The 13,876-nt window shown below is 67.3% G+C and carries 15 protein-coding genes; 9 read left to right on the top strand and 6 right to left on the bottom strand.

Translation table 11 applies throughout. The annotated features are described in order from the left end of the window. Positions 1-98 precede the first annotated feature (98 nt). Positions 99-614: a PUA domain-containing protein gene (locus BMX17_RS02640; RefSeq protein ID WP_092657365.1), complete on the bottom strand. Its 516-nt coding sequence runs from the start codon at positions 612-614 to the stop codon at positions 99-101. Positions 615-780: 166 nt separating this feature from the next. On the opposite strand from BMX17_RS02640, the gene BMX17_RS02635 reads away from it, so the two are divergent. After that, positions 781-963, top strand: a complete 183-nt coding sequence (locus tag BMX17_RS02635) for a DUF8178 family membrane protein (protein WP_092657363.1) — start codon at positions 781-783, stop codon at positions 961-963. On the opposite strand, the gene BMX17_RS02630 is transcribed toward BMX17_RS02635, so the two are convergent. Continuing rightward, a complete protein-coding gene (locus BMX17_RS02630) occupies positions 960-1,457 on the bottom strand; it encodes a LabA-like NYN domain-containing protein (RefSeq protein ID WP_092657361.1) in 498 nt (165 codons plus the stop codon). The two genes, BMX17_RS02635 and BMX17_RS02630, sit on opposite strands and share 4 nt — an antisense overlap. Before the next feature lie 338 nt (positions 1,458-1,795). Between BMX17_RS02630 and dapA the strand changes: the two genes are divergently transcribed. The 7 genes from dapA to BMX17_RS02595 all read left to right on the top strand — a co-directional run bounded on the left by dapA (position 1,796) and on the right by BMX17_RS02595 (position 8,112). Next, positions 1,796-2,716 carry a 4-hydroxy-tetrahydrodipicolinate synthase gene (gene dapA / locus BMX17_RS02625; RefSeq protein WP_092657359.1) on the top strand — a complete coding sequence of 307 codons (921 nt, stop codon included), beginning with the start codon at positions 1,796-1,798 and terminating at the stop codon, positions 2,714-2,716. After that, a complete protein-coding gene (dapB, locus tag BMX17_RS02620; RefSeq protein WP_092657357.1) occupies positions 2,713-3,471 on the top strand; it encodes a 4-hydroxy-tetrahydrodipicolinate reductase in 759 nt (252 codons plus the stop codon). The genes dapA and dapB overlap by 4 nt, the downstream gene beginning before the upstream one ends. After that, complete coding sequence (locus BMX17_RS02615; RefSeq protein ID WP_092657355.1) at positions 3,468-4,298, top strand: 2,3,4,5-tetrahydropyridine-2,6-dicarboxylate N-succinyltransferase; 831 nt, start codon at positions 3,468-3,470, stop codon at positions 4,296-4,298. The genes dapB and BMX17_RS02615 overlap by 4 nt, the downstream gene beginning before the upstream one ends. Continuing rightward, the gene (gene lysA / locus BMX17_RS02610) at positions 4,295-5,542 is read left to right on the top strand and encodes a diaminopimelate decarboxylase (RefSeq protein WP_092657353.1); all 1,248 of its coding nucleotides are present in this window, start codon (positions 4,295-4,297) and stop codon (positions 5,540-5,542) included. The genes BMX17_RS02615 and lysA overlap by 4 nt, the downstream gene beginning before the upstream one ends. Beyond that, positions 5,530-6,438, top strand: coding sequence for a diaminopimelate epimerase (dapF, locus tag BMX17_RS02605; RefSeq protein ID WP_092657351.1), 909 nt, complete (start codon positions 5,530-5,532; stop codon positions 6,436-6,438). Before lysA ends, dapF begins: the two co-directional genes overlap by 13 nt. After that, positions 6,438-7,538 (top strand): M20 family metallopeptidase, encoded by a 1,101-nt coding sequence (locus BMX17_RS02600; protein WP_092657349.1) that lies wholly within the window; start codon positions 6,438-6,440, stop codon positions 7,536-7,538. The genes dapF and BMX17_RS02600 overlap by 1 nt, the downstream gene beginning before the upstream one ends. A gap of 121 nt (positions 7,539-7,659) precedes the next feature. Next, the gene (locus BMX17_RS02595) at positions 7,660-8,112 is read left to right on the top strand and encodes a hypothetical protein (RefSeq protein WP_092657347.1); all 453 of its coding nucleotides are present in this window, start codon (positions 7,660-7,662) and stop codon (positions 8,110-8,112) included. Here BMX17_RS02595 and BMX17_RS02590 read toward each other — a convergent pair whose 3' ends face one another. From BMX17_RS02590 to BMX17_RS02580, 3 genes are read right to left on the bottom strand one after another with little or no spacing between them, the layout of a single operon-like run. Next, the gene (locus tag BMX17_RS02590) at positions 8,113-8,763 is read right to left on the bottom strand and encodes a helix-turn-helix domain-containing protein (RefSeq protein ID WP_092657345.1); all 651 of its coding nucleotides are present in this window, start codon (positions 8,761-8,763) and stop codon (positions 8,113-8,115) included. It abuts the gene before it with no gap. Positions 8,764-8,817: 54 nt separating this feature from the next. Next, on the bottom strand, positions 8,818-10,206 hold the full coding sequence (gene purB, locus BMX17_RS02585) for an adenylosuccinate lyase (RefSeq protein WP_092657343.1): 1,389 nt from the start codon (positions 10,204-10,206) through the stop codon (positions 8,818-8,820). 48 nt (positions 10,207-10,254) lie between these two features. Then, positions 10,255-10,449 (bottom strand): hypothetical protein, encoded by a 195-nt coding sequence (locus BMX17_RS02580; protein WP_092657800.1) that lies wholly within the window; start codon positions 10,447-10,449, stop codon positions 10,255-10,257. A gap of 340 nt (positions 10,450-10,789) precedes the next feature. Between BMX17_RS02580 and purH the strand changes: the two genes are divergently transcribed. Next, complete coding sequence (gene purH, locus BMX17_RS02575) at positions 10,790-12,403, top strand: bifunctional phosphoribosylaminoimidazolecarboxamide formyltransferase/IMP cyclohydrolase (RefSeq protein ID WP_092657341.1); 1,614 nt, start codon at positions 10,790-10,792, stop codon at positions 12,401-12,403. A gap of 148 nt (positions 12,404-12,551) precedes the next feature. On the opposite strand, the gene BMX17_RS02570 is transcribed toward purH, so the two are convergent. After that, positions 12,552-13,757, bottom strand: a complete 1,206-nt coding sequence (locus BMX17_RS02570; protein WP_092657339.1) for an acyl-CoA dehydrogenase family protein — start codon at positions 13,755-13,757, stop codon at positions 12,552-12,554. Between the last annotated feature and the right edge of the window lie 119 nt (positions 13,758-13,876).

Here is a 13,876-nt window from a genome sequence, read left to right as displayed (position 1 = left end):
TCCGGTGGCGAAAAAAGCCGGACGCGGGCCGCCGGCCCGCGTCCGGTCCGACAGCAGTGTGACCCTCCGCAACCGCACCGCCACCGCGACCGCCCCGCTCAGCTCGCTTCGCCTTCGTCCGCGTCCGCTTCGCCGCTCTCGTCCTCGGCCGGCCCGACCCCGTGGCGCACGAACACGGCCATCCCAGTCCCGAAGTCGAGCATATCTTCGCCGGCCAGCTCGGCGCGACCGACACCGAGCAGGGTGTCGTCGTCACGGACGACCGCCACCTCGTCGCCCGGCCGAATCCCCGGATCGGCCCGCTTCACGAACTTCGCGAAGGTGTTGCGACCCTCCCGGACGAACGGGTCGCTCTCCTCGCCGACTACGACGCGGTGTGTCGGGCCGTCGAGCGCGTCGAGCAGCCGCCGCGCGCCGGCCGGACTGAGCGTGAACCGTCCCTCCACGGCGTAGGTCACCAGTCGACCGGCGTCGGCGACCACCTGCTGTGGTCGGCCAGATGTCGTCCGATAGACCTCCAGATCCTCCTCGGTGGGAAAGAGTGCCGCGCCCGCGCCCGCACCGAACTGGTAGTCCGCGACCCGGCGGAGCATCCGCCCGTCCTCGTCGTTCATCGCCTCCCCGTTCCCGAGCCAGCGACTAAACACCTTCCACCCGCGACGGAGTCTGTGAACCATGTCACCAATTGTCGTTCTACCCACTCCCCGTCACGAGTTAACATCGGTCTCGCTGGTGATTTTGGATGGATTTATACGCGAGAATTACATACTTCGGCGTAGTATGCCAAGTAATTCGACGAAAGTCGTGGGCGGTGCGGTCTTGTTGCTGATCGGTGCGGCGCTGATCCTCGGGACGGGCCTCCAGCAGATTCCGCTGCCGGCCATCGCCGGGAGCGTCGCGGCGCTGTTGCTCGCGGCCGGATCGGTGCTTCTGGGGACCTCCGAAGGCGGTCAGCCCGTCTAGAGCAAGAACGTCTCCTGTTCTTCGCTGAGGTCGCGGAACGTGTCTGCCGCTTCGATCAGTTCCTCGGCGGTCGACTCGCGGAAGGCCATGATCTCGACCTTGCAGCCCTCGTGTTTCAGGTGGCGACAGAGCCGCGAGAAGTCGCCGTCACCGGTACAGAGGACGACGGTGTCGACGTGATCGGCCAGCGTCACCGCGTCGAGGCTCATCCCCACGTCCCAGTCGGCCTTCTTCGACCCGTCACCGAACGTCTTGATGTCCTTGATCTTCGTCTCGAAGCCGATGTCGACCAGCGCCTCGAAGAAACTCTCCTCGTCTTCGGCCTCCGCTCGGATCACGTACGCGATGGCACGAGTCAGCTCGCGGCCGTTGACGCCTTCTTCAAGCAGTGACGCGTAGTCGATGTTGCGCGTATAGAGGCTCCGGGCGGTGTGATAGAGGTTCTGCGCGTCGGCGAGCATTGCCACGCGCTGCCCGGGATGCACGTCAGTCATAGCCCACGCTTGGAGACCCTGCGGGATAAAGGCTATCGGACGGGGCCACAGCGGTTGGCGAGGGCGGCCACCGGGGAAGTGTCGCAACGCCTAAGTCGTCTCGTCACAGTCGCTCGTGTATGCAACGGGCCACGCTGGAACTCGCTGGGTCGCCGACCAGCAACCGGTGTGGCGCGGTCCGTTTTCGGGGGCTGGTGCGGCAGCGCCGCCACGCGAAACCGAAGAAACGCGCGCAGTAGGCTCACGGCGGGCGTAGCGACCCCGTCGCGGGCCACACTCGTTGTCCCGCGCGCATCGTCCGATCAGTATATCCCGCAGGACACACACATACCACAGCAATGACGTACGACACCTTCACCGGCGTGTTCCCCGCGATGACCACGCCGTTCCACGCAGACGAGAGTATCGACTTCGAGACACTCCGCGAGCACGCCCAGTGGCTCGAACAGCGCGGCGTCGACGGCGTCGTGCCGATGGGCACCACGGGCGAGAGCGCCACCCTCTCCCACGACCAGCACGTCGAAGTCATCGAGGCCGTCACCGACGCCGTCGACGACGTGACCGTCATCGCGGGGTCGGGTAGCAACAACACCCGCGAGGCCCTGGAACTCTCCGAACGCGCCGCCGACGCCGGTGCCGACGGCCTCCTCCTGATCTCCCCGTACTACAACAAGCCCGAACCCGCCGGTATGGAGAACCACTTCCGGCAGGTCGCCGACGCCGTCGACCTCCCGCAGATCATCTACAACGTCCCCTCCCGGACGGGCCGCAACATCGCCGTCGAGTCCGCCGTGACGCTGGCCGAACACGAGAACATCGTCGGCTACAAGGCCGCCTCCGGCGACATGAACCGCATCACCGAGGTCATCGAGCGCACCCGCGAACAGAACTTCGAGGTCCTCTCGGGCGACGACGCGATGACCCTGCCGATCGTCGCCACCGGCGGCAGCGGCTGTATCAGCGTCTCGGCCAACGTCGAACCCGCCCGGACCTGCGCGCTGGTCGGGGCCGCGCTTTCGGGCGACTACGAGCGCGCCCGCGAGTACCACCACGAACTCGGCGAACTCTTCCGGGTCCTGTTCACCGAGAGCAACCCGATTCCGATCAAGGAGGCCATGGAGATCCGCGGCCACTACGACTCCGGGCGGATGCGCTCGCCGCTCTCGCGGGCCACCGACGAGACGCTCGACGCGCTCCGCGCGGTACTCGACGATCTGGACGACGGGACTGCCCCCGAGCCGGCGGAGGCCCAGCGATGACACGGGTCGCGGTCAACGGTGCGGCCGGCCGGATGGGCCAGACTGTCATCGAGACCGCGGCCGACCGCGACGACGTGGAAGTCGTCGTCGGCTTCGACGTCGAGGGCCCCGACGAGGTACAGGGCGTGCCCGTCGTCGACGCCAGCGAGGCCGCGGACGCACTCGCCGAATACGACGCCGACGTGGCCGTCGACTTCACCGTCCCCGCGGCCACGCTGTCGCTGGCCGAGGCCTGCCGCGAGGCGGGCGTCGGGATGGTCGTCGGCACCACCGGCTTCGACGAGGATGGTTTCGCTCGGCTGGACGAGACCGCCGAGACCGTCCCGCTGCTGAAGGCTACCAACTTCGCCCGCGGGGTTCACGCCCTGCTCCGGGCCATCGAGGAGGCCCTGCCCGCGGTGCCCGACTACGACCTCGAACTGATGGAGAGCCACCACAACGGGAAGATCGACGCCCCCTCCGGGACGGCCAAAACGATGCTCGAAACCGTCCAGGAGGAACGCGACGTGGACCCGGTCTACGGCCGGGAAGGCCACGCCCCCCGTGACGAGGACGAGATCGGTGTCTTCGCGCGCCGGGCCGGCGACATCCGCGGCGAACACGAACTGATCGCGGCGGGCAACGACGAGGTGCTCTCACTCTCACACCACGCCGAAGACCGGAGCGTCTTCGCGGCCGGCGCGCTCGACGCCGCGGTCTGGATCGAAAACCAAGAGCCCGGCCGGTACGACTTCGGGAACGTCATCGACCAATGAGCCTGCAATCCGACATCGAAAACCTGTGGAATCGCTACGACGACGGCCTCACCGCCGACGACGCCACCGCCGAGGACGCCGACACACTCGACGCGTTCCTCGAAGCCCTCGAAGCCGGCGAGGTCCGCGCCGCCGAACCGGTAAGTGGGGACTGGCAGGTCAACGAGTGGGTCAAGCAGGGCATCCTGCTCAACTTTGGCCTCCGGGAGATCGAGTCCCGCGAGTACGGCGACGTGGCCTACCACGACGTGCTCCCCCTGCGCGAGACCGCCGACATCGGCGAGCGCGGCTCCCGAAACACGCCAGACGGGACCGTCATCCGCCGCGGTGCCTACGTGGGCAGCGACGCGATCATGATGAGTCCCTCCTTCGTGAACATCGGTGCACACATCGGCGACGGCACGCTCGTCGACTCCTGTGATACCGTGGGCTCGTGTGCCCAGATCGGCGAGAACGTCAAGCTGGGCGCGAACACGCTGATCGGCGGCGTCCTCGAACCGGTCGAAGACGATCCGGTCATCGTCGAGGACGGCGTCTCGCTGGGCGCGGGCTCTCGCGTCACCTCCGGCTTCCGCGTCGGAGAGAACTCCATCGTCGGCGAGAACACGCTCCTGACGCCGCGGATTCCGGTCTACGATCTGGTCGAGGACCAGGTGCTGTACGGCGAACTGCCGCCGGAGCGCCGGGCCTTCGCCCGCTACGTCGAGTCCTCGGTCAGCGACGAGGACCTGATCCCTGGCGCGGCCTACAAGCCCGCGGTCGTCGCGACCGACATCGAGACCGAAACCCTCGAAGGCACCGAGCGCGAAGACGTACTCCGAGAATGAACTCCGGGTCCGCGGTCCGCCGGCTGTCCGCCTGGGATGCCGAGCGACTGCGCAGCCTCGCGGCCGAGTACGACACGCCGCTGTACGTCTACGATCTGGAGCGAGTGCGCGAGAACGCGGCTCGTCTCCAGCGGGCCTTCGACAGCGAGGAGATCAGTTACGCCGTCAAGGCCAACACCACTCGGCCGGTACTCTCGACGATCGATTCCACCGGCGTCGGGGCCGAATGCGCCTCGGCAGGCGAAGTCGAGCGCGCCCTCGCCGCCGGATTCGACGGCGCGGACGTGCGCTACACGGCGGTCAACCCGCCCGCCCGGGACCTCGACTACGTGGTCGACGCCGCGGCCGACGAGGACCTGATCGTGACCGTGGGCGCGGCCGATACCCTCGATCAACTCGCCGAACGCGGCTTCTCCGGGCGACTCTGCATTCGCGCGAATCCGGGTGTGGGTGCCGGCCACCACGAGAAAGTCTCGACCGGCGCGGCCCCGAAGTTCGGCGTCCCGCTGAATCGGGTGCCCGAACTGGCCAGCGAGGCCGTCGACCGCGGGTTCGACCTCGTGGGCCTGCACGCTCACGCCGGGAGCGGCATCTCCGGCGAGGATCTGGAAGCTCACCGGGAACTCGTCGCACGGATGGGCGAGCTGGCACGAAGCGTAATTGCCGACGTGGGCAGTATCGAGTTCGTCAACGTCGGCGGCGGCCTCGGAGTACCCTACCGGGAGGACGAAGCCCCGCTCGATCTGGACGCAGTCGCGAGGGCGACTCGCGAGGCCTTCGGTGACGTGGACGCCCGGCTCGGGATCGAACCCGGCAGGTACTTCGTCGCGGACGCCGGCGTGTTGCTGACCCGAGTCAACACGGTCAAGCCGACACCCGAGACGACGGTCGTCGGCGTCGACGCCGGCATGACGACGCTGGTCCGCCCGGCGATGTACGACTCGTATCACGCGATCCGCTCGCTGGTTCCCGATGCCGGGGACCGCGAGACGGTGTCGGCGACCGTCGCCGGTCCGATCTGTGAGACGGCGGACGTGCTGGGCGAAGATCGGCCCCTGCCCGACCCCGAGCGGGAGGACCTGCTCGCGGTGGACAACGCGGGGGCCTACGGCTACGAGATGAGCAGCAACTACAACTCCCGGCCGCGGCCGGCGGTCGTCGCCCTCGACGGTGACGAGACCCAGCTAGCGGTTCGACGGGAGGCGGTCGCGGACATCACGGAACGTGAAACATGGTCGGAGTAGAGAAATACCACGGCACGGGCAACGACTTCATCATCGTCGACGCGGCCGAAGACGTTCCGGACCGCCGGGCGTTCGCGGCCGAACTCTGCGACCGGGAGACCGGACTCGATCACCCCAACGCGCGCAGACGCGGGGCCGACGGGGTCCTCTTCCTGGCGCTGGAGCCCGAGTACTCCCCGCCCAGAGTCGTGATGACGCTGGTCCAGCCCGACGGGAGCGTCGCGGCCATGTGCGGCAACGGCGCGCGCTGTGCGGCCAAGTGGGTCGCCGAGCGCACCGGCTCGGCAGAGGTCATGATCGACACGCAGGCCGGCACGCGTCGCGCCGAGATCGGCGAACAGGGCGTCACTATCGAGATGGGTGCGCCCACCTTCGACCCCGACGGCGTCCCCGTCGTCGGGGACGAACCGCTGATCGAGCGGGACGTCGAGGGTCTGACCGTCACCGCCGTCAACACGGGTGTCCCACACGCAGTCGCGTTCGTCGACGACGTGACGGCGGTCGACGTGGAAGCCGTCGCGCCCGCGGTCCGGGACGCCGACGTGTTCCCCGAGGGCGCGAACGTCAACTTCGCGGCCCCCCGTGCCGATGGCGAGGACACCGACGAGACTGTCCGCGGGTTCGACCAGCGGACCTTCGAGCGCGGCGTCGAGGCCGAGACCGACTCCTGCGGGACGGGCGCGGTGGCCATCGTCGCCGCCGCCGAGCGGCTCGGCAAGGTCGAACGGGGTCAGCGCGTCCCGGCCCACCCGCCGGGTGGTCGCCTCGTCGTCCAGTTGACCGAGCGCGACGCACTCCTGCAGGGGCCGGTCGAGCGCGAGTACACCGGCACCGTGACCGTCGTCGACCCGACGACCTTCGACGTGGAACTCGACGGGGTCGCAGGTGACGACTGATGACCTTCGACCCCCTCTCTTTCCACGAAACTGCCGTCGGCATTCCCTCTCACGAGGACGTGACCGAGATGCGCGAGTACCTGGTCGAGACCCTCGACGCCGAGGGTGTCGACCCGCGCGTCGACGGCGCCGGCAACACGCTGGCGACGCGGACGGCCGACGGGAGCGGCCACGGCGAGGCGGGCGGCGACGACGGCCCCCACATCGTCTGCAACACACACATCGACACGGTGCCGCCCCACGTCCCGCCCGAAATCGACGGCGAGACCGTCCGCGGACGCGGGGCCTGCGACGCGAAGGGGCCGCTCGCGGCGCTGTTGTCGGCGTTTCTCGACGCCGAGATCGAATCCGGCAGGCTGACCCTGGCGGTCACGCCCGACGAGGAGGTGTACTCGACGGGGGCGGCGGCCCTGGATCTGGACGCTGACGGGTACATCGTCGGCGAACCCACGGGACTGGACATCTGTAACGCCGCGAAGGGCCGGTTCGAGGGCACAGTCGAGATCGAGGGTGTTGCGGCCCACGCCGCGGAACCCGAGAGCGGGGCGAGTGCGATCCGCGCGGCAGCGCCAGTCCTGCAGGCCATCGAGTCCTACGACGAGACGGTCGGGCCGCCGGAACACGACTCGCTCGGGCGGCCGACGCTCGAACCCACCGTGATCGAGGGCGGGGCGGCCACCAACCAGCTCCCAGCCGAGTGTGCGATTACCGTCGACCGGCGGAGCGTCCCGCCCGAGACCCAGCAGGGCTTTCGCGAGCAACTTGAAGCGCACCTCCAGTCCTGGATTCCCGACTCGATGGAACTCTCCTTCGAGTACACCGAGCGCGAGACGCCGTTCCTCGAAGCGTTCGCCACGCCCGCGGACAGTGACGTGGTGGCCGCGCTCCGGGACGCTGGCGCGGGCGAACTCCGCCCGTTCGGGGCCGCGACCGAGGCTTCCTACTTCGCCGCCGACGCGCCGACGGTCGTGTTCGGCCCCGGCGTGCTGGCCGACGAGGAGGGCGCGGTGGCCCACGCCGAGCGCGAGTACGTCCGCCGCCCCGAGGTCGAACGGGCCGGCGAGATCGCGACGGCGGCCGTCGAGTCACTGCTGGACTGATACGCGAGTAGTCGTTCCAGCGACCGGAATTACCAGTCCTGATAGCGCGCAGCAGTCGTGCGGCAGACGCCCGTCAGACGCCGCGTAAACGCTTTTGTCGGCCGATACGAGACGTGTGGATATGGCAATGGCACAGCGGAGACGGTTCGACGCGGAATCGATCGGGCGAGCGGGGGCGCTGATCGCGACCTGCACGCTCGTGCTGACGGCGAGCTTTCTGGGGCTGGTGGCTCTGGTGTCGGGCGAGGCGGTCGGCCTGAGTGACCGCCTCCCGGCGTACGTGCTGGGGATGGCGACGGCGTTCGTCGGCGCGGTCCTGATCGCGGAGACGCAGGGCCTCGACGGCCGGACGGTCATCGCCGGTGCGGGCACGGTGGCGCTCGGGACGCTCGTCGTCCTGACGCTGGGCGGTGAAGGGCTCTTGCATGCGGTCCGGAATCCCGGGGCGCTCGTCACCTCGCACCTGCTCTTTTACTTCCTGGCGGCGGGGATGATCGCCACCGGCTTCGGCTACTGGGCGATCAACCACTGGCAGGAACTGTCGATCCGGCCGAAAACCGGCTTCGGGCGCTGACTACCCGAGCAGGGCGTTCAGCAGACGGGACTCGACTTTTCTGAGAATTTCGCCGACGGTACCGGGCGCTACGTCGACCTCCTCGGCGATGTCGTCGTAGGTGACCTGTCGCGGCGTGTCGTAGTAGCCCATGCCGACGGCGATCTCGGCGACCTCGCGCTGGCGGTCGGTGAGTCGCGAGAGGAGCCGTTCGTTCTCGGGGGCGTAGTCGCCGAGTTTCTTGAGTTCGACCGAGATGCCGTCGGGTACGGCGTCCATCGCCTGGCGGATCTGGTCCTCGTCGCCGACGATGGTCAGCTTGATGCCGCCGTTGCTGGCGAACTCGATGGGGAAGTCCGGCACGATCTGGTACGTGTGGGGGAGTTCCAGCAGGCCGGTGAGCATCTCGTTGGATTCGAGGTGGGCGTAGGTGATGATCCGGTCCTGCATCGGCGAGACCTGGTAGGTGATGAGTTCGGGGACGTACTCGGCGGCGAACTCGATGACCTCGCGGTCGCCGCTGAGTTCGTACATCGTCGTCACCGTCCCGTCGTCGAGCAGTTCCATCTGGAGAATCCGTTCGTTCTTGATCCCCGGTGCCTGCTGGATGCGCCGCTCGATGGGGTGAATCCACCCGCGTTCCGGCGTCAACAGGCCCTCGACGTATCGCATTTGCTCAGTGATTGCGCCCGATCAGCATATGCGTTTGGTACCGACTGCGCCCTGTCAGTCGTGCAACTCGTCGACCAACTCGTCGCCCACACCGACGTACCCGGCCGGCGTCAGTTGGGTCAGTTCCTCGCGCACGTCCTCGCTCACGTCCAGGTCGGCGAACAGGTCCCGGAAGTCATCCAGGGTCACCCGGCGGCCCCGCGTGAGTTCCTTCACCCGTTCGTAGGCGTCGGTGTGACCCTCCCGCCGCAGGATCGTCTGGACGGCCTCGCCGATGATCTCCGGCGTCGACTCCAGCTCTTCGCGCATGACCTGCTCGTTGGGAACGACCTTCGCCAGCCCGCGTTCGCACTTCCGGTAGCCGATGAGACAGTGAGCCAGTGCCGCGCCGATATTGCGCTTGACCGTCGAGTCCGAGAGGTCCCGCTGGAGCCGCGAGGTGGTGACGTAGTCGCCGAGAAAGACCAGGTCGGAGTTGGCCTTCGAGAGGTTGCCCTCGCTGTTCTCGAAGTCGATGGGGTTGACCTTGTGAGGCATCGTCGACGACCCGGTCTCGCCCGCGGTGGCTTCCTGCCCGAGGTAGCGGTCCGAGACGTAGAGCCACACGTCCAGGTCCAGATCGAGGAGAACGTTGTTCGCGCCACGGAGCGCGTCGAACAGCGCTTCGAGGTCGTCACAGGGGTTGACCTGCGTGGCCAGTTCGGTGTGTTCGAGGCCGAGACCGGTGACGAACGACTCGGAGACGGCCGGCCAGTCCACGTCGGGGTAGGCCGCGTCGTGGGCGGCGTAGGTCCCCGAGGCACCGGCGAGTTTCCCCGAGAGGTCGTCGGCGGCGCGCTCGATGCGACCCAGCGCTTTGCCGAGGCGGGTGGCGTAGACGGCCATCTCCTTGCCGAAGGTGGTCGGGGTCGCGGGCTGGCCGTGCGTGCGGGCGAGCATCGGCACGTCGCGGTGCTCGCGGGCCATCTCGGTCAGCGCGTCGCGCACGTCCCGGAGCGCTGGCACCAGCACGTCTTCGACGGCGGGCTTGACCAACAGGCGGTGCGCGAGGTTGTTCACGTCCTCGCTGGTGAGCCCGAAGTGAATCCACTGGGCGGCGTCGAGACCTTCCGGCAGATGCTCCCGGACGAAGTACTCGACGGCTTTCACGTCGTGGTTGGTCGCCGCGTAGTCTTTCCAGCCCTGGGTTTCGAGGGCCTTGACGATCTCGGCGTCGCCCTCGTCGAACTCCTCGTAGAGCGCGCGCAGGTGGTCGCGCTGGTCGGGGCCGATCTCCAGGGGTGTCACGTCCAGATCGGCGAGCGCAAGCAGGTACTCGACCTCGACACGGACGCGAGCGCGGATCAGCGCCCGCTCGCTGGCGTAGGGAACGAGCGGTTCGGTGTAGCGGGCGTACCGCCCGTCGAGCGGCGCGACGGCGGCGAGCGAACTACGATCTGTCATACCCGTCGATGGGCGAGGCCGGCCCAAAGGGGTGTCGAAGCCCGTCGGTTACGCGAGTTTCCGGTACACCCGCAACAGGACCGAGACGGCGACACCCAATCCGGGGATCCGAGCCGACAGCGCCGCCGCCCCCAGCAACAGCGCGCCGGCCTTCGGACGGCCGCGAGCGAACGCGACGACCGCGTCGACCAGCGTCGAGACGATTCCGAGGTCGCGGACACTGCGTCCAGTGAGCTGTGTCATCACGAGCACGAGGGCCGACACGGAAAAGGGACTGGTGCCTGCGAGTGCAAGCCTCCGGCGTGCCATGCGGTCCGTGTGATAATTACACACACTCCAATTCTTCCACGATGGTCGAACGCTGTAAAATTCTGCCGGCAGAATTAGAAACAATGATAAGCGACGAACGGAGACGTGCCACTGGGGCAACTGATCACCCCAAGTGTGGTTCACTCCACTCTCACTCTCCCTTGTCCCCCAACACCCCCCACATCTCTCCCCCCACACCCCTTTCGTGACGTGCCGATGAGTCACGGCTGAGCGATTCGCAACGCCTTTGCGCCCGGACCACCCCCCTCCGCACATGAAGCTAGCGGGCATGGCCAGCAACCGCGGCCGCAATTTACTGAACGTCCACGACCTGGCTCCCGGCGGGGCCGAACTCGCCGTCGTCCTCACCAACAGCGAGGACGCGCCGGTCGTCGAGAAAGCCCAGAAACGGGGGATTCCGACCGAAACGGTAGTCCAGCGCGACGACGAGAACCGACGCAAACACGAACAGCGCGTCGTCGAGGCGCTTGAGGACTACGACTTCGATCTCGTCTGTCTGGACGGCTATATGCGCGTCCTCTCGGACACCTTCCTCGACCCGATGCCGACGACGCTGAACGTCCACCCGTCGCTGTTGCCCGCCTTCCCGGGCATGGACGCGTGGGGCGACGCGCTGGAGTACGGCGTCGACGTGGTGGGCTGTACCGTCCACGCGGTCACCGACGCCGTCGCCGACGACGGTTCGCTGATCGACGAGGAAGTCGACGGCGGCCCCGTCGTCACCCAGGAACCGATTCCCGTCTACGACGGCGACGACGCCGAGGACCTCAAAGAGCGCGTCCTCTACCAGGGCGAGATGAAGGCGTACCCGCGGGCAGTCAAGTGGTTCGCCCAGGACCGCGTCGAGATCGACTGGGACGAAAATCAGGTCCACGTCGAGGGCGACACCGGCGGCGACTTCCCGGAGCGCCGGGTCACCAGCGAGGACCGCCACGCCGACCTGCGCTACGGGGAGAACCCCCATCAGGACGCGGCGCTGTACGCCGACGCGACCTGCGAGGAAGCCAGCGTCGTCGCCGCCGAGCAGTTGAACGAGGGCGCGAAGGGGATGTCCTACAACAACTACAACGACACCGACGCCGCCCTCAACATCGTCAAGGAGTTCGACGAGCCCGCGGCCGCGGTCATCAAACACACCAACCCCGCGGGCTGTGCGACCGCCGATAGTCTCAGCGAGGCCTACGCCGACGCGCTCGCCACCGACCCCAAGAGCGCCTTCGGCGGTATCGTCGCCTTGAACCGCGAGTGCGACGCGGACACCGCCGCACAGATCGTCGACTCGTTCAAGGAGGTCGTCGTCGCACCCGGTTACACCGACGACGCGCTGGAGACGCTCTTCGAGAAGGAGAACCTCCGGGTGCTCGACGTCTCGGACAACTACGACGTGACCGAACCCGTCACCGAGAAAGACCTCGTCGGCGGGACGCTCGTGCAGGAACGAGACACCCAGGCTCCGACCCGTGACGACCTCGAAGTCGTCACCGACCGGGAACCGACCGACGAGCAGATCGAGTCCATGCTCTTTGCCTGGCGGACGATCAAACACGTCAAATCGAACGCCATCCTGTTCGCCGACGGTACCGAGACCGTCGGGGTCGGCGCGGGGCAGGTCTCCCGGGTCGACGCCGTCGAGATCGCGAAGATGAAAGCCGAGAAAGACGCCGAGGGCAAGTCGGCCGCAGGTGCCGTGATGGCGAGCGACGCCTTCTTCCCGTTCCCGGACGGCATCGAGGCGGCGGCCGAAGCGGGCATCGAGGCCGTGATCCAGCCCGGCGGGTCGGTCAACGACGACGACGTGATCGAGGCCGCGAACGAACACGACATGGCGATGGTCTTTACTGGCTCTCGGGCCTTCCGGCACGACTGAGCGGCTGTCGATCCTGTGGCTCTCCGGAACGGAACCGAAGCCCCGGACGAGATCCGGGGCAAAAACCGGCCGGGGAGCGGACCCTGACTCGACAGGTCCGTCCGGCCGCGGTCGCAACTCGAAGTCGAAACCGATTTTCGGGTGCCGATCAGGCGTAAGCCGACATCTCGGTCATCTCGTAGCCGACGATGAGCTTCATGATCTCCTCGGTGCCGTCGGGGATCGTCATCGTCTGGGCGTCGCGGTAGTACCGTTCCAGCGGGTAGTCGGTCGAGAGGCCGTTACCGCCGTACAGTTCGACGCCGTGGCGGGCGGTCTCGACGGACTTGTCACAGGCGTAGCCCTTCGCCAGCGAGGAGTACATCCGGGACTCCTCGTCGGCGTTGGACAGTTTCTCGACGGCCTCGTGGGTGAGCAGGCGCGAGGTCTCGACGTTGGCCTTCATCTTGTAGAGGCGGTTCTGGACGAGCTGGTGCTGGGCAATGGGCTTACCGAAGGTCTCGCGGTCGGTCGCGTACTCCAGCGCGTCCTCGTAGGCCGCCTGCTGGATGCCGACCGCCATCGCGGCCATCCCGGTCCGCATGAACGAGAAGATGGCGTTGAGTGGCTTGTGGCTCAGGAACAGGTCGACCATCTCGTTCGGGAAGGGCAGCGCCTCTCCGAGGTCGCCGTGTTCGAGGATCAGGTTACGGATGGCGTTGCTCAGCTTGTTGTCCTCGGGGACACGCACGTCGTCGAAGAACATCTGGCCGGTCGGCGACCCCTTCCAGCCCAACTTGTCCAGCTTGCGCGTGTCGAACGGGGAGTTCTCCTGGTCGACGATGAACATATCCTGGGCGTCGTTCTCCTCGTCCCAGGCGACGATCATCGTCAGGTCACAGATCTGGGCGTTGCTCACCCAGGTCTTCTCGCCGTTGATGACGTACTCGTCGCCGTCCTTGCGGGCGACGGTGTTTGGCTTGCTGGAGTGACTGCCCGAGCCGGGCTCGGTGACGCCGAGCGCGCCGATGGCTTCGCCCTTCTCGAGTTTGTCGCCCAGCGCGTCCTGGGTCTCCTCGCTCGCCCAGTTGGCGAACATGGCCGGGAACGACATGTTGAGCATGACGTTCAGGCTCGGCCAGACGCGGGAGATCTCCTCGGAGCCGATGACGTAGTACTTCAGGTCGCCGAAGTAGTCCTGAGCGGTCTCCTGGTCGAAGCCGATCCCCAGCTTCCGGAGGTCGCGCAGGTAGCCGACGGCCTCCTCCTTGGTCATCTCCTGTTTGTCCAGTTCCTGCACGTCCGGTTCGATCTCGCTCTCGAGATAGTCCCGGAGCGAGTCACGGAACATCTCGTGTGTCTTGTCGAATTGCATATGTCGTTTCCCCCATGGCGGCACCGACGCCGCACACGTCGGCGGCCAGGTTAGCAGAGCGTTATCGTGGAACGGCGTAATGCCTACCCCGTCACATACGAGGGAGGTTTATGTCCCGG

The sequence above is a fragment of the Halorientalis persicus genome (assembly GCF_900110215.1).
Classification (GTDB): domain Archaea; phylum Halobacteriota; class Halobacteria; order Halobacteriales; family Haloarculaceae; genus Halorientalis; species Halorientalis persica.
This window is presented reverse-complemented; position numbering and strand designations above follow the sequence as displayed.